The sequence below is a fragment of the Streptomyces melanosporofaciens genome (assembly GCF_900105695.1).
Lineage (GTDB): Bacteria > Actinomycetota > Actinomycetes > Streptomycetales > Streptomycetaceae > Streptomyces > Streptomyces antimycoticus.
Genome location: NZ_FNST01000002.1, coordinates 3,476,533 through 3,493,720 on the forward strand (window position 1 = coordinate 3,476,533; position 17,188 = coordinate 3,493,720).

At 72.1% G+C, this 17,188-nt stretch carries 17 protein-coding genes and 1 pseudogene; 8 read left to right on the forward strand and 10 right to left on the reverse strand.

What is annotated here, in order from left to right; genetic code table 11:
- The first annotated feature begins 9 nt into the window (after positions 1–9).
- The 3 genes from BLV72_RS17450 (at position 10) to BLV72_RS17460 (ending at position 2,796) form a co-directional block, all read left to right on the forward strand.
- Entirely contained in the window at positions 10–852 is an 843-nt protein-coding gene (locus BLV72_RS17450) for an ABC transporter permease (protein WP_425288523.1), read from the forward strand.
- The gene (locus tag BLV72_RS17455) at positions 849–1,946 is read left to right on the forward strand and encodes an ABC transporter ATP-binding protein (RefSeq protein WP_093463336.1); all 1,098 of its coding nucleotides are present in this window, start codon (positions 849–851) and stop codon (positions 1,944–1,946) included. Before BLV72_RS17450 ends, BLV72_RS17455 begins: the two co-directional genes overlap by 4 nt.
- 136 nt (positions 1,947–2,082) lie before the next feature.
- Positions 2,083–2,796: a DUF4232 domain-containing protein gene (locus BLV72_RS17460; RefSeq protein ID WP_093463338.1), complete on the forward strand. Its 714-nt coding sequence runs from the start codon at positions 2,083–2,085 to the stop codon at positions 2,794–2,796.
- A gap of 94 nt (positions 2,797–2,890) precedes the next feature.
- Here the strand turns inward: BLV72_RS17460 and BLV72_RS17465 are convergent, their stop codons facing one another.
- The 4 genes from BLV72_RS17465 to BLV72_RS17480 form a co-directional block, all read right to left on the reverse strand.
- Positions 2,891–3,115 carry a hypothetical protein gene (locus BLV72_RS17465; RefSeq protein WP_093463339.1) on the reverse strand — a complete coding sequence of 75 codons (225 nt, stop codon included), beginning with the start codon at positions 3,113–3,115 and terminating at the stop codon, positions 2,891–2,893.
- Positions 3,112–3,477 (reverse strand): hypothetical protein, encoded by a 366-nt coding sequence (locus tag BLV72_RS17470; RefSeq protein WP_093463341.1) that lies wholly within the window; start codon positions 3,475–3,477, stop codon positions 3,112–3,114. Before BLV72_RS17470 ends, BLV72_RS17465 begins: the two co-directional genes overlap by 4 nt.
- A 236-nt stretch (positions 3,478–3,713) precedes the next feature.
- Positions 3,714–4,886 carry a helix-turn-helix domain-containing protein gene (locus BLV72_RS17475; RefSeq protein ID WP_093463342.1) on the reverse strand — a complete coding sequence of 391 codons (1,173 nt, stop codon included), beginning with the start codon at positions 4,884–4,886 and terminating at the stop codon, positions 3,714–3,716.
- Between the two features lie 70 nt (positions 4,887–4,956).
- Positions 4,957–5,595, reverse strand: a complete 639-nt coding sequence (locus BLV72_RS17480) for an HAD family hydrolase (protein WP_093463344.1) — start codon at positions 5,593–5,595, stop codon at positions 4,957–4,959.
- 142 nt (positions 5,596–5,737) lie between these two features.
- Here BLV72_RS17480 and BLV72_RS17485 point away from each other — a divergent pair, with 142 nt between their 5' ends.
- Together BLV72_RS17485 and BLV72_RS17490 are read left to right on the forward strand one after the other, a co-directional pair.
- A complete protein-coding gene (locus BLV72_RS17485) occupies positions 5,738–6,427 on the forward strand; it encodes a hypothetical protein (protein WP_143059785.1) in 690 nt (229 codons plus the stop codon).
- Positions 6,428–6,967: 540 nt separating this feature from the next.
- A pseudogene (locus BLV72_RS17490) lies at positions 6,968–7,189 on the forward strand (response regulator transcription factor); the annotation flags it as partial.
- A 58-nt stretch (positions 7,190–7,247) separates the two neighbouring features.
- Here the strand turns inward: BLV72_RS17490 and BLV72_RS17495 are convergent.
- Positions 7,248–8,159 carry a PhzF family phenazine biosynthesis isomerase gene (locus BLV72_RS17495; RefSeq protein WP_093470402.1) on the reverse strand — a complete coding sequence of 304 codons (912 nt, stop codon included), beginning with the start codon at positions 8,157–8,159 and terminating at the stop codon, positions 7,248–7,250.
- Between the two features lie 107 nt (positions 8,160–8,266).
- Here BLV72_RS17495 and BLV72_RS17500 point away from each other — a divergent pair, with 107 nt between their 5' ends.
- On the forward strand, positions 8,267–9,166 hold the full coding sequence (locus tag BLV72_RS17500; protein ID WP_093463347.1) for a LysR family transcriptional regulator: 900 nt from the start codon (positions 8,267–8,269) through the stop codon (positions 9,164–9,166).
- A 16-nt stretch (positions 9,167–9,182) separates the two neighbouring features.
- On the opposite strand, the gene BLV72_RS17505 is transcribed toward BLV72_RS17500, so the two are convergent.
- The 4 genes from BLV72_RS17505 to BLV72_RS17520 all read right to left on the reverse strand — a co-directional run bounded on the left by BLV72_RS17505 (position 9,183) and on the right by BLV72_RS17520 (position 11,902).
- Positions 9,183–9,614 (reverse strand): NUDIX hydrolase, encoded by a 432-nt coding sequence (locus BLV72_RS17505; RefSeq protein ID WP_093463348.1) that lies wholly within the window; start codon positions 9,612–9,614, stop codon positions 9,183–9,185.
- Positions 9,615–9,766: 152 nt separating this feature from the next.
- Positions 9,767–10,909 carry an SPFH domain-containing protein gene (locus BLV72_RS17510; RefSeq protein WP_093463350.1) on the reverse strand — a complete coding sequence of 381 codons (1,143 nt, stop codon included), beginning with the start codon at positions 10,907–10,909 and terminating at the stop codon, positions 9,767–9,769.
- Between the two features lie 11 nt (positions 10,910–10,920).
- Positions 10,921–11,172, reverse strand: a complete 252-nt coding sequence (locus BLV72_RS17515) for a hypothetical protein (protein ID WP_086710545.1) — start codon at positions 11,170–11,172, stop codon at positions 10,921–10,923.
- Positions 11,173–11,290: 118 nt separating this feature from the next.
- A complete protein-coding gene (locus tag BLV72_RS17520) occupies positions 11,291–11,902 on the reverse strand; it encodes a hypothetical protein (RefSeq protein ID WP_093463351.1) in 612 nt (203 codons plus the stop codon).
- Positions 11,903–12,255: 353 nt separating this feature from the next.
- Between BLV72_RS17520 and BLV72_RS17525 the strand changes: the two genes are divergently transcribed.
- Together BLV72_RS17525 and BLV72_RS17530 are read left to right on the forward strand one after the other, a co-directional pair.
- The gene (locus tag BLV72_RS17525; RefSeq protein ID WP_093463353.1) at positions 12,256–13,584 is read left to right on the forward strand and encodes a hemolysin family protein; all 1,329 of its coding nucleotides are present in this window, start codon (positions 12,256–12,258) and stop codon (positions 13,582–13,584) included.
- Positions 13,581–14,600 carry a hemolysin family protein gene (locus tag BLV72_RS17530; protein ID WP_093463354.1) on the forward strand — a complete coding sequence of 340 codons (1,020 nt, stop codon included), beginning with the start codon at positions 13,581–13,583 and terminating at the stop codon, positions 14,598–14,600. Before BLV72_RS17525 ends, BLV72_RS17530 begins: the two co-directional genes overlap by 4 nt.
- 84 nt (positions 14,601–14,684) lie before the next feature.
- Here BLV72_RS17530 and BLV72_RS17535 read toward each other — a convergent pair whose 3' ends face one another.
- The gene (locus BLV72_RS17535) at positions 14,685–16,964 is read right to left on the reverse strand and encodes a serine/threonine-protein kinase (RefSeq protein WP_093463356.1); all 2,280 of its coding nucleotides are present in this window, start codon (positions 16,962–16,964) and stop codon (positions 14,685–14,687) included.
- Positions 16,965–17,188: the final 224 nt, after the last annotated feature.

A 17,188-nucleotide genomic window follows, 5' to 3' on the forward strand; every position in this document is an offset into this window, starting at 1 on the left:
CCGGACGCCGTGACCGGCCCGGCGGAGGTCCTGGACGGTGGCTCGCGGCGACGGTCCGGCACCCCCCGCTTCCGGGCGGGGGTCCCGCTGCCGCTGCTGCTGCCCGCCCTCGGCGGTCTGGTCTTCCTGGTGCTTCCGCTGGTGGCGCTGCTGGTCCGCGCGCCCTGGCGGAGTCTGCCCGACCAGCTCACCAGCGTCGCGGTGTGGCAGGCGCTGCGCCTTTCGCTGATCACCGCGACCGCCGCCACCGCCGTGGCGCTGGTGCTGGGCGTGCCACTGGCCTGGCTGCTGGCCCGCGCCCGCTTCCCCGGCCGCCGGCTGGTGCGCGCCCTGGTGACCCTGCCGCTGGTGCTGCCGCCGGTGGTGGGCGGTGTGGCGCTGCTGCTCGCGCTGGGCCGCAACGGGATCGTCGGCCGCTGGCTGGACTCGGCGTTCGGCATCACGCTGCCGTTCACCACGGCGGGGGTGGTGATCGCGGAGGCGTTCGTGGCGATGCCGTTCCTCGTGATCAGCGTCGAGGGCACGCTGCGGGCCGCCGATCCGCGCTACGAGGAGGCCGCCACCACCCTCGGCGCCTCGCGCTTCACCGCCTTCCGCCGCGTCACCCTGCCGATGGTCGCGCCCGGCGTGGCCGCGGGCGCGGTGCTGGCGTGGGCGCGGGCGCTGGGGGAGTTCGGCGCCACGATCACCTTCGCGGGCAACTTCCCCGGCCGTACGCAGACGATGCCGCTGTCGGTCTATCTCGCGCTGCAGAGCGACCCGGCCGCCGCCATCGCGCTCAGCCTCGTCCTGCTCGCCGTCTCCATCGCGGTCCTGGCCGGACTGCGCGACCGCTGGATGGCCGCCTCATGACCACGGACGCCTCCCCCACCGAGGACGCCGGGCGGCGCACCGACGGCCTCGACGCCCGCCTCGTCGTGGACCGCGGCACCTTCCGCCTCGACCTGCGGCTGTCCGCCGCCCCCGGCGAGGTGGTCGCTCTGCTCGGGCCCAACGGCGCGGGCAAGACCACCGCTCTGCGCGCCCTGGCCGGGCTCACCCCGCTCACCACGGGTGCGCTGCGGCTGGACGGCCGGACCCTGGAGGAGCCGGAGCGCCGGCTGCGGACCCCGCCCGAACACCGCCCGGTCGGCGTCGTCTTCCAGGACTATCTGCTCTTCCCCCATCTCACCGCCCTCGACAACGTGGCCTTCGGCCCGCGCTGCCACGGGGTGCCGAAGGCGGAGGCCCGCGCCCAGGCGGCCGACTTGCTGGAGCGGATGGGCCTGAGGGACCGCGCGGGCGCCAAACCCCGCGCCCTGTCCGGCGGTCAGGCCCAGCGGGTCGCCCTCGCCCGCGCCCTCGCCACCCGCCCCCGGCTGCTCCTGCTGGACGAGCCGCTGGCCGCGCTGGACGCCCGCACCCGCCTCGACGTGCGCGCCGGGCTCCGCCGCCATCTGGCCGAGTTCGAGGCGGTGGCCGTCCTGGTCACCCATGACCCGCTGGACGCGATGGTGCTCGCCGACCGGCTCGTGGTCGTGGAGGACGGCCGTACCGTCCAGGAGGGCGCCCCCTCGGACATCTCCCGCCGTCCCCGTACCGACTACATCGCCAGCCTCGTCGGCCTCAATCTCTATCAGGGCCGCGCCGACGGCCACACCGTACGGCTCGACGGCGGCGCCACCATCACCACCACCGAGGACCTCACCGGCCCGGTCTTCGTCGCCTTCCCACCCGCCGCGGTCACCCTCCACCGCGACCGCCCCGACTCCAGCGCACGCAACCTGTGGCGGCTGGAGGTCGCCGGTATGGAGTCGCACGGCGACCAGATCCGCGTCGACCTCACCGGCGAACTCCCCCTACTCGCCGACCTCACCACACCCGCCGTGGCCGAACTCGCCCTCCACCCGGGCCGCACTGTCTGGGCCACCCTCAAGGCGACCCAGACCCACGCGTATCCGGCCTGATTCGGGCCTCTGACCTCCACGCTTGCGGCCAGTTACCCGGGTGTTAGCGGTGCGGCAGCCTGGCGATAGCGGCCCCGAGCAGAGTGGTTGTCGTACCGAGGAGACAACGACACCGACCGCCCCGGGGGGACCCGAAATGAGCTCCAACACCACTGCTCGCACCGCTCGTCGCCGCACCCTGCGCATCGCCGCCGCGGCCCTGACCGCAGCCGCCGCCCTCACCCTGACCGCCTGCAACGACTCGGACGCCAACGCCTCGAAGCCCGCGGCCGGCGCCGAGTCCAACGGCGGGGGCTCCTCCGCCGGAGCGCAGGACTCCGGTGCCAAGGCGGACCCCGCTGCCAAGGGCGGCACCGACGCGGGCGCCGCGGGCAAGCAGTCGAGCGGCGGGCACGCCGCCAACGGTGACCGGGCGGGCTCGGGCGTCGAGCGCTGCCACACCTCCGGCCTGGAGGCGTCGTTCGCCACGGGTGAGGACGCGGCCCCGGACCCGAACGCGGGCGGTTCGACGACCACCAGCATCGTGCTGACCAACGCCGGCGACCGCACCTGCAAGATCGGCGGCTTCGCGGGCGTGGACCTCACGTCCGAGAACGGCGGTCAGGTCTGGTCGCTGGCCCGCTCGTCGGCCAAGTACGGCTCGATCACCCTGGGCCCCGGGGACAGCACCGACTTCACGATCAACCTCGGCATGACCGACGAGAGCGAGGAGGGCTCCTACAAGCCCGCCTTCGCCGTCGTCACTCCGCCGAACGAGACCACCTCGCTGAAGCTGGAGTGGCCGTGGGGCGCGCTCGTCGACCAGCGAGCCGCCACCCATCCGGCCACCTTCGTCAACCCCATCGGCTGACCACGTCGGCACTGCCCGGAATTGAGCCAAGACCATCTCCGAGCGGAAAGTCCGCTGCCCCGGTGTGCCACACCACGGCAGCGGACTTTCCGCTTCACGCCTCGCGGCAGAGCGGCCGACACACCCACAGCTCGACCTCCCGCGGCCTGCTGCCGCAGGTCCACTCGACCGTGCCGAGCAACTGATCGGCATACAGCCGCCGCCCGCACAGCGCGCAGTGCCAGCCCTCCAGCTGCGGCCCGGTCAGCGTGTCGGGATCCGGCAACTCGATGCCCCGCGGAGCTGCCGGCTGCTGCGCGGCCAAGAAGCCCTCGGTCACCGATCCGCCTCCTCATCGATGCCCAGCTCGGCACCGGCTGCTCGGGCGAGGGCCTCGCGAAGCCGGTTGGCGTCGGTGAGATACCGACCCGGCCCGAGCGGCACGCGCCAGTGCAGATACGGCCCGCTGGTGCGATCGACAGGGGGAACGCCGATGTACGAGGTCTCGACGCGCCCCGTACCGAGCGTCTGAACCTGCCGGATGCGTCGCCAGTACTGGGCGCTGCCCGGCCGGATGAGCCAGTACATGAGGTTGTAGTCGGCGATGACGGCCCCGGTTGCCCCACCGAGTAACTCCAGCGCCCGCCCGCCGAGCGCCTCCGGCGCCCGTACGACATCCCAGTGCGGGCCGACCCGCACCATCTCTACGTCGGTATTGCTCGGAGGTGCCCATGGTGGGGACTTGAGAGAGTCAACTGACATTCGGTTCGCCTTGGTCGCGGTGGTCTTCACAGACGACGTCAGGCCGTACGCGATCCCGCCGGGGAAGAATGATGGGTCGGGCGGCGTACAGCGGTCCCATCCGCCTGGTCGGTGTGGACAGGTAGATGGTTCTCCGCTGGAAGGGCCGTAAGTGACCCGGCGAGGGTCAGTGCGGGTCACTCACCCGCGTGACACCACTCCGCGAATTTGCTCAAGCTCTCGGCATCTCCGCGCCGCAGGCGGCGGAGAGTCGCGGCGTCCTCTCGCACCCATGGGTGATCACGGGTGTGCTGTGGAGCGATGTGCCGCGCGGCCTTCAGCGACTCGAACGCATCGCGGGTCAGCCCTGACCACAGTTGCGCACGGGCCACCTCGATGTAGAACCCGCTGCGGCGCTCGGCAGGAAGGTCCCGCGGCGGGGCCCAATCGTTGGCCACGTCGAGGGCGCGACGCACATGGTCACCACCGAGGCTGACCGCAACGGACACTTCGTGGACGCGGACGCTGTTCGGCCCGAAGGCTGTGCCTTGATAGACGTTCTCAGGCACGGCATCCCCCAGGCGCCGAGCCTCCGCGAGGTGCTTGTCCGCGGCCGTCACGAGACCGGCGCGCCCCGCAATGACAGCGGCGCGCATGTGCAAGGCGCCTCGGGCAGCCATGGCCGCCTCATCCTCACTGGTGGGTGCGCGGTCCAATGCGGCCTCCAGCGCGCGTAGCCCAGGCGTGAACGCGCGGGCGGCGAAGAAGGTCTCGGTGCGGACGTAGGCGACGGTGGCGTCCAGCAGCGGGTCGTCGGTGTACGGCGCCGCCCAGCGCATCAGATCGACCAGACGGGCAGACAGATCCCGGGCACCGTACTTGTACGCCACAGCGTCAGCGGTTCGAACCGCACCGATGAGCAGGCTCGCTGCCTCGGGCTTCGCTTCTGCCGAAGCGAGGTGGAAAGTACGAATCAGCTCGCTGATGAGCGAGGGTAAGTGGCGTGCGATCCGGACGTACTGGGCGGCCAGGCGCCAGGTCACCGCCTCATCCACGGCTGCGCTCAGCTCGCTGAGCTGCCGCACCGGCCCGTCGTCGGGCACGTCGTACGCCGCGATGACGGCCGACAGGGATGGCATCGCTGCGTGAACGCGGGCGTCCGTCCGGTCCCGGCTTCCCCACAAGACCGATGGGTCGACCCCGAGAGCTGCCGCGAGGGCCTCCACCACGTTGTCACCGGCGCCCCGGGCGTTGCGTTCGATCTTTCGCAGGGTGCCGACGTGCACACCGGCGGCGTCCGCCAGCTCTTGTTGTGTCATTCGAGCGATGCGGCGCTGATAGGCCACACGCTTGCCGAGATCGCTGGGCATACCGGTGCTCCGTTCGGTGCGTCCCCTCCGAACGGTAGCGAGCGCCCTTGCGGCAGCGGGGCTGCTCACCTCAACTGGCGGCGAATCGTACGAGATCGTGCAGCGAGTCGATCTGCCAGTCGGCACCAGCCGCCTCAGCAGTGCCGGACCACAGATGGCCCCACGGCCCACGGCGCAGATGCGCGACGCGCAGTCCCGACGCCTTTGCCGGGCGGATGTCGTTCGCGGGGTGGTCCCCCACGTACACCGTCTTGTCGGGCGGGGTGCCCGCGAGGTCCAGTACGCGGGCGAAGAACCGGGGGTCGGGCTTGGCCGCGCCCCACTCTCCCGACGTGGCGATCTCGTCGACCGGGAGGTCCAGCTCTCGTAGCAACTGGCCGACGTGCGCGGTCTGGTTGCCCGCGATGATGACGCGGAGCCCCTTCTCACGGAGGGCCGCGAGGGCGGGGCGGACATCCGGGTAGAGATCGGCTTCGCTCAGTTCCTCACCCACCCCAGCGGCCTCCATCGCGGCTCGCTCGGCCGCGATGTCGATGTCGGGCCGAATGAGTCGCAGGGCATCGGCGTTGTCACGGCCCTGAGCGACGACCGCCCCGACGAGTGCGGAGAGGGTATGGCGGGGGACGTTCAGCCAGTCCGCCCACATGGCCCATCCGCGGTCATCCCTGATCAAGGTCTCGCCGACGTCGAAGACCGCTGCGCGCATCATGCGGGCAGCGTAGGCGGCTGGCCCAAGCCCATGCTCGCCGGTCTGAAGTGGCCCCGGCTGGGGAAGGCTGGGGGTCATGAGGCGGGGGGAGCACGGAGTGGATGGGCGGGCCGCGTGGCGGCGGTACATCGTCGCGTCCGTCGTGAGCGGGGTGGCTGTCGCGGTGGCGGTCACGCATGTGCTGGCGCCGGACCTGAAGATAGACAACGTCACCGTGGCGCTCCTGGTGGTGGCGGTCGTGCCCTGGTTGCGCGATCTGCTCAACAGCATCGAACTGCCCGGCGGGTTCCGCGTGGAGTTCAAGGCCGTCGAGCAGCGCATCGAGGCCGCCGAGCGCATCGCCGACGCCGCCCTCGTCGGAAGCGGCGACGACGGACCGGAGACCGACGACCCCACGGCGCTGGCGGACGTGCGCCGACTGGCCGCCGAATACCTCGAGGTCCGTCGGTCGATGGCCAGTGGATCCGCCCGTACGCAGCGCATGAGCGGGATCTTCGCGCGGCTGGTGCGCACCACTCAGCGGCTCGCGGATCCCGACCTGGACGACTGGCTCACTTCCCCGGACGGCGGTCTGCGGCTGGCGGCGTACGCGCGGCTGTACGCGGTGCCGGTGCCCGACGCGTTGACCCTCCTCGCCGAGGCCGTCGTCAAGGAGCCGCTCGCCTTCAACCAGTACTGGGGCATCCGCGCGCTCGACAAGGTCGTTGACGCCGTCGGGGTCGAGGACGTGCCGCCAGGGGTCGTCCGCCGTCTGGAGGACTGCCGACCGCGTGGCAGCGACCGGGTGGCTCTCGTGCGACGTCTGATCACCAAGCTCCACGGCCTCCGATAGGCCCCTCTGGACACCCCCCGAAAAAACGCTTGATCTGAAGCAACTAATTTGTCAAACGTTTTCAAGGGGGGTACCCCAACCCCCTCCCGGCTGTCCGGCACCAACCGCGGCCCCCCACCAGCTCAGCCGCCCCGGCGCCCACCCCCACCGACCCGGCGCCCGGCGGCGGCGCCGCGCCCCCCACCCCCGGCGCCGCTGCTCAATTGCGCCGAAGGCGCGAAACGGCGCCGCACCCGACCACCCCGATCAGCCCGGACCCCCAGTCACCCCACAGGGGCAGTCGTACCGGCGGCGGACCCCCTCGCCCCCTCCCTACTGCGTTCTCAGTAGCGCGAACTGTCGGCAGGCGCACGACGACACGATCGCCCCCTCCCGGAGAGCCTGGGCGGACAGTCGGCACCAAACGTTCGGCACCAGATGTTCGGCACCAGATGTGGAGACCTCCTGCCGTGGCTACTTTCCTTCACCGAGTGGGCCGTCGGGCTGGGCACCCTCAAGGCTCCGGGAGCCTCCGACGACGGGTTCTCCATGCCGGGCATCGAGTCCCAGAAGGAGCTCACCGGCCGCGAGCGCGAGGTGATGGGCCTGGCCGCCGAGGGCAGGTCCAACACCGAGATCGCCGAGATCCTCACGCTCAGCGCGCTGACCGTGCGCACCCACATCCACCGCGCGACGATGAAGCTCGGCGCCCGCGACCGTGCCCAACTGGTCGTCATCGCCTACCAGACGGGCCTGGTACAGGCGGCTCCGCCCGCACCCTGACCGCCGAGGCCGGTGTCACGGGGTCACGGTGTCCCGCGCCGGTGATTCGCGCCGCTCCTCACCCGCTCTGCGGGATCCGGACGGCCTGCCCGCTGACGCGCGCCCGGGGCTCGTCGGGCGTGACGTCGAGCAGGAGATCGCTGGGCCGGCCCATGTCCTCGCCCTGGCGGATACGGACCCGGGTCGGGCCGCCGACCAGGCCGAGTGCCCGCAGATAGCCGCCGAAGGCGGCGGCCGCGGCGCCGGTGGCCGGGTCCTCGACCACCCCGCCGACCGGGAACGGATCGCGGGCGTGGAAGACGAGGCCGTTCGTCACCTCGTCCGCCGAGCCGTCCCCCGCCTCGCGCCACACCAGATGCACCGTCGTCCAGCCTCGCCGCCGCATCACCGCCTCCAGCGCGTCGTAGTCGTAGTCGAGGTCCGTCAGCCGCTCGCGGGTGGCGGCGGCGAGGACGAGGTGGTCGTTGCCCGCGAAGGCGACATGCGGGGGCAGGGCCGGGTCCAGATCGTCCGCGGACCAGCGCAGCGCCGCCAGCGTCGGTTCGACCTCCGCGCCCGGGTCGGCGGGGCGCGACCGCGTGGGAACGCTGGTGAGCGTGGCGCGGGACGGGCCGTCGCCGTCGGCCGTGGTCTCGACGCGGATCTCGCCGGAGGCGGTGTCGAAGATCAGCTCGCCGGGGCCGTCGCGGTCGGCGAGGGCGACGGCCGTGGCGATGGTGGCGTGTCCGCAGAAGGCGACCTCGGCGAGCGGGCTGAAGTACCGAAGCCGGTAGCGGCGCGCGGCCTCGTCCCGCTCGGTGATGAACGCGGTCTCCGAGTAGCCGACCCGTGCGGCGACGGCGGTCATGGCCGCGTCGTCGTCCGCGAGGGCCGCGGCGTCGAGGACCACACCGGCGGGGTTGCCGCCGTCGGGGTGGGTGGTGAAGGCGGAGTAGTGCAGAACGTCGATGTCTGTCGTGGGTGCCGTCATGCCGTCCACGGTTCCACCGCGGCCGGTATCGCGTCCAACGATTCCTTTCGCTGGAGGCGATCGAGAAACCCGATGGAGCCAGGTGGCGGCTGCCTATCCTGACCCTCGTGGACACACGACTCCTGAGGACGTTCGCGGCACTGGCGAGAACCGGCAGCTTCACCGCGACCGCCGCGGATCTCCATCTCGCCCAGTCCACCGTCACCGTCCAGATACGCACGCTGGAACGGGAGCTGGGCACCCGCCTCTTCGACCGGCTGCCCTCAGGCGCCCTGCCGACCAGCGCCGGCCGCCGGTTGCTGAAGGAGGCCGAGGAGGTCCTGGACGCCGAGGCCCGGCTGCGCGCGGTGGCGGCGGCCGGAAACGGCGACGGCGCGGACGGCGCGGTGGAGGGCCCCGTCGCGCTCGGCGCGGGCGAGTCCCTGTGCGCCTCGCACCTCCCCCGCGTGATCGCCTCGCTGCGCCGCACCCACCCCGGTATCGACCTCCACCTGCACCCCGCGGGCACCGCGGCGGCCGTCGAGGGACTCCGTACGGGACGGCTCGACCTCGCCCTCCTGATCGAACAGGACGTGGCCGACGCCGACTTGGTCGCCCGCCCCATCGCCCGCGAACCCCTCGTCTACCTCGCCGCCCCCGGCCACCCGCTGGCCGGACGCGAGGCGGACTGGGACGAACTGGCCGCGCAGAGCTTCTTCGTCCACGAACAGGGCTGCTCCTACAGCGATCACCTCGTCCGCACCCTGCTCACCCTCCCCGGTCCGCCACCCCGCCTCACCCGCTTCGGCAGCATCGAGGCCGCCCGTTCCTGCGTCGCCGCCGGGCTCGGCCTGACGCTGCTGCCCCGCGCCACGGTGGAACGCCAGCTCGCCGACGGCCAGCTCGCCGAAGTCCACGGCCCAGCCATCCCCCCGGTCCCGGTCCACCTCACCCGCCACCGCCGCCGCTGGACCAGCCCGGCGGCGCGGGCGGTGGCGGATGAGCTGACGCGGCTGCTTCCTGCGTGAGCGCGGGCGTCGCGGATCAGACGAGCGTGACGCCGTCGTGGGCGCGGACCGCCGGTGGGGCGGTGGCGTCGAGGGCGTCCAGGATGCGCACGGCGTACGCCTCGTCGGCGAGGTCGGGGACCTCGGCGCGGGTGGCCCAGCGCCAGGCGCGGGTGCGGGGGCCCGTGGCGGGGGTGCCGTCGAGGGCCTCGCAGCGGAAGACGAGGGAGACGGTGAGGTCGTTCATGTCCTTGTAGACCCCGGTGAGCGCGGCCGGGAGCGCGATCTTGACGCCCGTCTCGTCGAGGATCTCGCGCTGCAGGGCGTCGGGGAGGGTGGCGTCGGGGTCGAGCGCACCGCCCGGCGGCTCCCAGGTGCCGCCGTCGCGCCGTTTGATCAGCAGCGCTCGGCCGCGCTCGTCCACGATGACTCCGGCGACGCTGACGCGGTGCGGGCGGTCAGGGGTCACGTTCCTCGGCCCTCTCGGCTGGCTGGGTTTCTCACGGTAGCAACCGCCGGACGGGCCGCATGCAGCCCGTCCGGTGATTGAGGACACGCCCGAAGGGCGTCCGGGGTCAGGGGAGCAGCCCGCCGCAGGCGTCACGACCGGCCGGACACCCCCTAACGGACCTCGACCGCGCCGTCGTCCGCCCCGCCCGGGCGCTTCGGCTCGTCCTTCGGACCCGGCGTGCCCATGTTGCGCCGCACCGCGTCCAGGATGGTCAGTCCCTGGCCGACCAGGCCCGCCGCGATCTCGCCCAGCCCGTCGGCCCCGTTGAGGACATTGACGTTCGCCCCGGACAGCCCGGAGGCGGCCTCCTTGACGATCTGCGGGAGTTGGTCGATCAGCATGCGGTCGAGCGCCACCCGGCCGTGCGAGGCCGCCGCCTCGGCCTGGATCTTCATCCGCTCCGCCTCGGCCAGCGCCACCACCCGGATCCGCTCGGCCTCCGCCTCCGCCGGTTTCACGATCTCGGCCACCAGCTGCTGCTGCCGCAGATCGGCCGCCCGCTGGGCCAACTCGGTCCGCGCGGCCAGCACTTCCCGCTGGGCGTGCGCCTCCGCCAGCGGCCCCGCCTGGGCGGCCTCGGCCTGGGCGCGGTCCACCTCGGCGGTGTACCGGGCCTGGACCACCGCCGTCTGCCGTGCGTACTCGGCCTGGTTACGCGCCGCCTCCTGCTCCGCCTCGGCCGATGCCTGGCTGGCCTGCGCCTGGGCGATCTGGGCCTGTCGCTGGATGGCGGCCTTGTGCGGGGCGGACATCGCGTCGATATAGCCGGTGTCGCCGTCGTCGATCGATTGGATCTGCAACGAGTCCACGATCAGACCGATCTTCGCCATCTCCGCCTTGGAGGTGTCCAGCACCTCGGTGGCCAGCTTCTGCCGCTCGGTGATGATCTCCTCGACCGTCATCGAGCCGATGATGGACCGCAGATGGCCCGCGAAGATCCGCCCCGTCAGCACCGCCATCTGTTCCTGGTCGGAGAGGAACCGCTGCCCCGCGTTGACGATGGACTCGGTGTCATTGCCCACCTTGAACGCGATCACCGAGCGCACCGTCAGCGTGATGCCCTGCCGGCTGACGCACTTCTCCTCGACCTCCGCCTCACACATCGCCAGCGTCAGGAAACGGACCTTGCGGAAGACCGGAAGCACGAACTTGCCGTGCCCGGTCACCACGCGAAACGGCGCACCCCCCTGACCACGCCTGCCCCCCGAGATCAGCATCGCCTGGTCGGGTGCGGGCACGCGGTAACCGAACATCCTTCGTCTCCTCAGCCGGCGCCGTCGGCCATGCCGGACGACGCGTTCAATGGATCGGTCCACTCGATGACGTCGACCTGGCGGGAGCCGCGGAAGTCGATCACGAGGACGGACGCGCCTGGGGGCAACGGGTCGGCAGACCAGGCGAGGAACGTCTCCGAACCGCCTCTGACCCGCACCAGGACCTCACCGGGACCACCGGCCCCCCGGGTGCCGAGTACCAGCACCCCGGTGCAACCGATCACAGGATCATCCGGTGTCATACGGCGGCCGCCCCCCAGTCGTTCCGCTGCTGAAACCCGACGTTAGACCGTTTTCCCGGCGCCGGATACGGTTGTGCGCAGCGAGGACCGGATGAACCGCCACCCGCGCGGATGGCCGCTACGAGGTGGCGTCCTTGGCTTCGGTGTCGGTGTCGGCGTCGGCGTCGTCCTTGGCCTCGTCCTCCGCCGAGTCCTCGAAATACGCGTCGAGCACCGCGTCGAGCTCCGCCGTCCATTCCTTGAGGAGCTTGCGGGCGGGTGCCTCGACATCGGCCGTGTACCAACGCCGGTTGGTCATGTAGACCGTGATCCCGAAGCGCTTCCCGAACCGCGGGGTGTCGACCTCCACCGCGCCGATCTCGTCCCACTCGAACTCGGCCTTCTCGCCGTCGAGTTCGAATGCGACGCCATGGCGCCCGGCCCGGATCGCACCGCGCCGGTCGGATACGTCGAAGACGACGCCGCCGTCCTCCTCCTCGCGGTCCTCTTCCGCTTCCCCGTCGGACGCGACGTCGCCCTTCGTATCGGCGTCGTCGTCGGACTCCGCCTCGGCGTCGACGCCTTCTCCCTCGGCGCCTTCGACCTCGTCGGCCTCGTCGACCTCGTCCTCGGCGGTGACTTCCTCGGGCGGCCGCTCTGCTGCGTTGTCCGGTGCGTCCTCCTCCACATCGGCAGGGCGCGGGGACGTCAGGCCGGGGACATACCCCGGATCCGTCCCGGCTGTGTGCATGGGCGGGATGATCGGTCCAGTGCTCTGCTCCACGGCGGGAAGTATTGCCGATAAACCTGTGCCGACGACAGGCAACCCCGTCCCCAATCGAGCCGACAGGGAAAAGCCGCAGGTTATGCGGAGCGCATCTCGACGCGGACCGGGGCGCGGGCCGGGTGGCCCGCACCTTTACCGTCCCTTTACTATGGATGCGGGGACACTGCCTTCCCCGGACATGTGCGGATCCACCGGACGTCCCGGCGAGCCACCGACCAGCGATGAAGGAGCACCAGACCCGCGATGGGCGACCCTGACCCTCCCAGTACCACCCGTGCCACCCCCCGCCCACTCCGTGGGCAGACGGCGGTGGCACGGTGACCGAGATCCTGTTGCTTCTCCTCGCGCTGGCCCTCACCCTCGCCTGCGCGCTCTTCGTGGCCGCCGAGTTCTCCCTCACCACCGTCGAACGCGGTGACCTGGAGCGCGCCGCCGAAGCCGGTGAGCGCGGGGCCGACAGCGCGCTGATGGCGGTGCGCCGGCTGACGTTCCAGCTCTCCGGGGCCCAACTGGGCATCACCGTGACCTCCTTGGTGATCGGCATGCTCGCCGAGCCCTCGCTGGCCGCCCTGCTGCAGAGCCCGCTCACCGCGCTCGGCCTGTCCGAGGGCGCGGCGTCGACGGCCGCGCTGGTGCTGGGCGTGGCCCTCTCCACGGTGGTGCTGATGGTCGCCGGGGAACTGGTGCCCAAGAACTGGGCGATCTCCCGCCCCCTGCACGTGGCCAAGGCGGTCGCCGCCCCGCAGCGCGCCTTCACCGCCGCCTTCGCCCCGCTGATCCACCACCTGAACAACACGGCCAACCGCCTGGTGCGCCGTCTGGGCCTGGAGCCGGCCGAGGAGCTGGCCTCCGCCCGTACGCCGGACGAACTGGTCGCGCTGGCCCACCACTCGGCCGCCGCGGGCGCGCTGGAGCAGGACGCGGCCGAGCTGTTCGTCCGTACGCTCCATCTGAGCGAGCTGACCGCCGAGAACGTGATGACCCCGCGTGTGGACGTCCAGGCGCTGGAGGCCCACGCCACCGCCGCCGACGCCGCCAACCTCACCCTGGCCACAGGGCGTTCCCGCTTCCCCGTCTACCGCGACACCCTGGACGAGGTGGTCGGCACCGTCCACATCCGCGACGTCCTCGCCCTGGCCGTCGCCGACCGCGCCACCACCCCCGTCACCGATCTGGCCACACCCCCGCTCCTGGTCCCCGACAGCCTCCCGGTGGACCGGCTGCTGGACCGGCTGCGCAGCGCGCACACCATGGCCGTCGTCATCGACGAGTACGGGGGCACGGCGGGGGTCGCCACCCTGGAGGACATCGTCGAGGAGATCGTCGGCGACGTACGCGACGAACACGACACCGACGAGGCCCCCGGCCTGGTGCCCCTCGGCCCCGGCGCCTGGGAGACGGACGGGAGCGTACGGCTGGACGAGCTCACCGGCATCGGCCTGACCGCCCCCGAGGGGCCGTACGAAACGGTGGCGGGCCTCCTGGCCACCGCCCTGGAGCGCATCCCGGCGGCCGGGGACACCATCGAGACCGAGGGCTGGCAGCTCACGGTCCTGAAGGTCGACCACCACCGCGCCGACCGCGTACGGATCACCGAGGCCACCGACGCGACCGAGTCCGCCGAGATCACCGAGGCCACCCGATGACCGTCCTGCAACTCGCCATCGGCGTCCTCACCCTCCTCACCAACGCCTTCTTCGTCGGCGCCGAATTCGCCCTGATCTCCGTGCGCCGCAGCCAGATCGAGCCGCGCGCGCAGGCGGGGGAGAAGCGGGCGCGCGGTGTGCTGTGGGCGCTTGAGCACCTGTCCGCGCTGATGGCCACGGCCCAGCTCGGCATCACCATCTCCTCCCTCGCCCTGGGCGCGGTCGCCGAACCGGCCATCGCCCATCTGCTGGAGCCCGTCTTCGGCGCCGTCCACATGCCGCACGCCCTGGTGCATCCGATCGCCTTCGTCGTCGCGCTCACCGCGGCCACCTATCTCCACATGCTGATCGGCGAGATGGTCCCCAAGAACATCGCCCTCGCCGCGCCCGAGCGCACCGCACTCCTCCTCGGCCCGCCCCTGGTGGCCCTCACCCACCTCCTGCGCCCCGTCGTCTTCGGCGTCAACGCCTTCGCCAATGCCGTACTGCGGCTGCTGAAGGTCGAGCCCAAGGACGAGGTCGAGGCGGTCTTCACCGACGCCGAACTCATCCGGCTGGTACGGGACTCCAGCGACGCCGGACTGCTCGACAAGTCCGGCGGCGACCGGCTGCGCGACGCCCTGGAACTGGGCACCCGGCGGGTCGGCGACATCCTCGTCCCCCTCGACGCGATGGTCACCGTCGACCATCGCGTCACCCCCGCCGAACTGGAACGCACGGCCGCCGCCTCCGGCTACTCCCGCCTGCCGGTCACCGGCCCCGGCGGCGTCATCCTGGGCTACCTCCACATCAAGGACACCCTCGGGGCCATCGACCGGGACCGCCCGTTCCCCCGTACCGCCGTCCACACCATTCCTCGGGTCCGCGCCGACACCCCGCTGGACGACACCCTCACCACCATGCGCGCCACCGGCACCCACCTGGCCGCCGTGACGGCCGACACCGGTACGACGGTCCTCGGCTTCGTCACGATGACGGACGTCCTGGACGAACTCGTGGGCCCGGCCCCGGCGTAACCGCGTCGACCGCAGCCGTGTCGACCGCAGCCGTGTCGACCGCAGCCGTGTCGACCGCAGCCGTGTCGACCGCAGCCGCGTCGATCAGGACGGGGGCCGCGCCGAGGGACGGTCCGGGCGCACGGAGAACACCGTGTCCCCGGCCGTCCCCACGATCGCGTCCTGGACGAGCACCACCCTCGGCTCCGTGTCCTGCGCCGCCGTCCCGGGGTTGTCCAGCGCGGCCGTGCGCCACGCCTCCGTGCCGTCGTCCACGTTCAGCGCCAGCAGCCGGCCGAAGCGGTTGGAGAAGTACAACTGCCCGTACCGCCTCGACAGCACGGGCGCGGACAGGCTCTCCGTCTCCGTCGACCGCTGCCACAGCTCGCGGCCGCTGTCCGCGGACACCGCGGTGACCGTGCCGTTGGCACGGACGAAGTAGACGACACCGCGCAGCAGGGTCGGCTCACCCAGCACGGGGCGGCGCAGCGGGATCCGCTTGGTCTCGCCGGTGCTCGGATCCACCCGGAGCATGGATGTGTACGGGCGCTCGTACCCCGAGTCGTACACCTCCTTCGCGGTCTGCGGGATCAGGAACAGCGGCTTGCCCGTGGCCGCGCCGATGGTCAGCGTCTTCTTCGGAAGAGTGGTGAGTTCGTGCTGCTTGCCGTCGGAGACGTCGAACCGCAGCAGTTCGTACGGGCCCTCGGCGGCCAGGCCGTTGGAGGACACCGGTGAGCACAGGCCGTACGGTTCGCCGCCCAGCACCGTCGGCTCGCAGTACTTCCCCCGGGGCGCCGGCGACTGCCACAGACGCTCACCCGACGTCCCGTAGGCGACGAGCTGACCGCCGTCCGGCGACAACGTCAGCACCCCGCCGCGGAACAGCTGCGCCGGCGCGGAGCCGTTGATCCGCTGCTCCCACCGCTGTCGCTTGGTGGCGGCGTCCAGGGCCACCAGCCACCGGTGGCCATCCTCCGACGCCTTGTAGGCGTAGGCGACTCCGTCCCGCACCCCGATCGGGCGCGCCGCCTGGGGGCGGGTGCCCCAGCGCCACAGGACGCGGCCGGTGGCGGCGTCGACCTTGGCGATGGTGAACCCGTTTCCGCCGCAGTACAGGGTCCGGCCGTTGTCCGGGACACATCCGGACTGCTGGTAGACGAGGGGCGGCCCCTCGGTCTCGACCCGCAGATCCGTCCGCCACGGCTTCCAGCCCTTGGGGAGCGAGGCGGGTTTCTGGGACGGCGCGGTGGCGGAGGCGGCGGACGCGTCGCCCGACGACTCCGTCATGTCCGGGGCGAAGACCGCCGCCGCGACGGTCAGCCCGGTGACGGCCAGGGCCACCCCGGCGGAGGTGACGACGAGCCGCCGCCGAGCTCCCCGCCTCGGTGCGGTGCTCCCCGGTCCGGGGGGCTGCGATCCGGGGGGCTGGGGAGCGGGCTGCGATCCGGGCTGGGGAGCGTGGGCCGAGGGGGCGGGGGGACGTACAGGGGCGGCGACTCCGGGGTTACCGCCCGCCCCGGGACCACCGACCGCCCCGGGACCACCGGCCGTTTCGAAGCGCTCCGCCGCGGGGAAGTCCGGCAGCGCACGCAGCATATGGTGCAGTTCGTCCAGCTTCGGCCGGGCCTCCGGCTCCTTGGCCAGACAGCGTTCGGCGATGCCCCGCAGCGGCGCCGGGACCTCGTCCAGCGTCGGATGCTCGTACATCACCTGGTAGCCCGACAGATAGGGGCTGTCGGACTCGAACGGACTGCTGCCCCGCGCCGCGAACACCAGCAGCGACCCCAGCGAGAACACATCCGACGCCGCCGTGACATCCCGCGGACTGCGCAACTGCTCCGGCGACATGAACGGCGGGGTGCCGAGCACCCGCCCGATGGTGACGGTGAGCGTCTGGCTGTCGACGGCGCGGGAGATGCCGAAGTCGATGACGCGCGGCCCGTCCTCGGCCATCAGGATGTTGGCGGGCTTCAGATCCCGGTGCACCACCCCGGCCCGGTGGATCTCGCGCAGCGCCTCGACCAGCCCGAGGCCGAGCGTCCGCAAGGTGTGCCCGTCCAGAGGCCCGTTCTTCCGTACGACCTCGGAGAGGGTGCGCCCCGGCACATACAGCGTGGCCATCCACGGCCGGTCGGCTTCCGGATCGGCATCCACGACGGGGGCGGTGAACGCCCCGCTCACCCGGCGCGCCGCCGCGACCTCCTGCCGGAATCGGGTCCGGAACTCCTCGTCCTGCGCGTACTGCTCGTGGACCAGCTTGAGCGCGACCTGCCGCCCCGACGCCGAACGCCCGAGATAGACGACGCCCATGCCGCCCGACCCCAGCCGGTCGACCAGGGCGTAGCCGCCTATGGATTCCGGATCCCCGGTGGCCAGCGGCATCGCCGATCCCCTTTCCCGCGCTGTCTCCGCGTCTTGAACGGCCGTACCGGACTCCTAGATTAGGTCGGCGGGTGCATCGGCGGACCAGGTGGCCCGGGGCGTGGCGGAACGGTTACCAGCGGAGCGTCGGCCGGCGGGGGGACAAAAGGTCGGACCGGCGAGCGGGCGGGTCGGCCAACTGGAGGTGAGGGCCGTGCGGTTGCGTTAGTGGCGCGTTAGCGGGA

What these genes read in the sequence shown, in the direction of transcription:
- BLV72_RS17455 (WP_093463336.1), top strand. Translation starts at nt 849, where the DNA reads ATGACCACGGACGCCTCCCCCACCGAGGACGCCGGGCGGCGCACCGAC.
- BLV72_RS17460 (WP_093463338.1), top strand. Translation starts at nt 2,083, where the DNA reads ATGAGCTCCAACACCACTGCTCGCACCGCTCGTCGCCGCACCCTGCGC.
- BLV72_RS17470 (WP_093463341.1), bottom strand. Translation starts at nt 3,477, where the DNA reads ATGGTGCGGGTCGGCCCGCACTGGGATGTCGTACGGGCGCCGGAGGCG.
- BLV72_RS17475 (WP_093463342.1), bottom strand. Translation starts at nt 4,886, where the DNA reads ATGCCCAGCGATCTCGGCAAGCGTGTGGCCTATCAGCGCCGCATCGCT.
- BLV72_RS17480 (WP_093463344.1), bottom strand. Translation starts at nt 5,595, where the DNA reads ATGATGCGCGCAGCGGTCTTCGACGTCGGCGAGACCTTGATCAGGGAT.
- BLV72_RS17495 (WP_093470402.1), bottom strand. Translation starts at nt 8,159, where the DNA reads ATGACGGCACCCACGACAGACATCGACGTTCTGCACTACTCCGCCTTC.
- BLV72_RS17510 (WP_093463350.1), bottom strand. Translation starts at nt 10,909, where the DNA reads ATGTTCGGTTACCGCGTGCCCGCACCCGACCAGGCGATGCTGATCTCG.
- BLV72_RS17515 (WP_086710545.1), bottom strand. Translation starts at nt 11,172, where the DNA reads ATGACACCGGATGATCCTGTGATCGGTTGCACCGGGGTGCTGGTACTC.
- BLV72_RS17520 (WP_093463351.1), bottom strand. Translation starts at nt 11,902, where the DNA reads ATGCACACAGCCGGGACGGATCCGGGGTATGTCCCCGGCCTGACGTCC.
- BLV72_RS17530 (WP_093463354.1), top strand. Translation starts at nt 13,581, where the DNA reads ATGACCGTCCTGCAACTCGCCATCGGCGTCCTCACCCTCCTCACCAAC.
- BLV72_RS17535 (WP_093463356.1), bottom strand. Translation starts at nt 16,964, where the DNA reads ATGCCGCTGGCCACCGGGGATCCGGAATCCATAGGCGGCTACGCCCTG.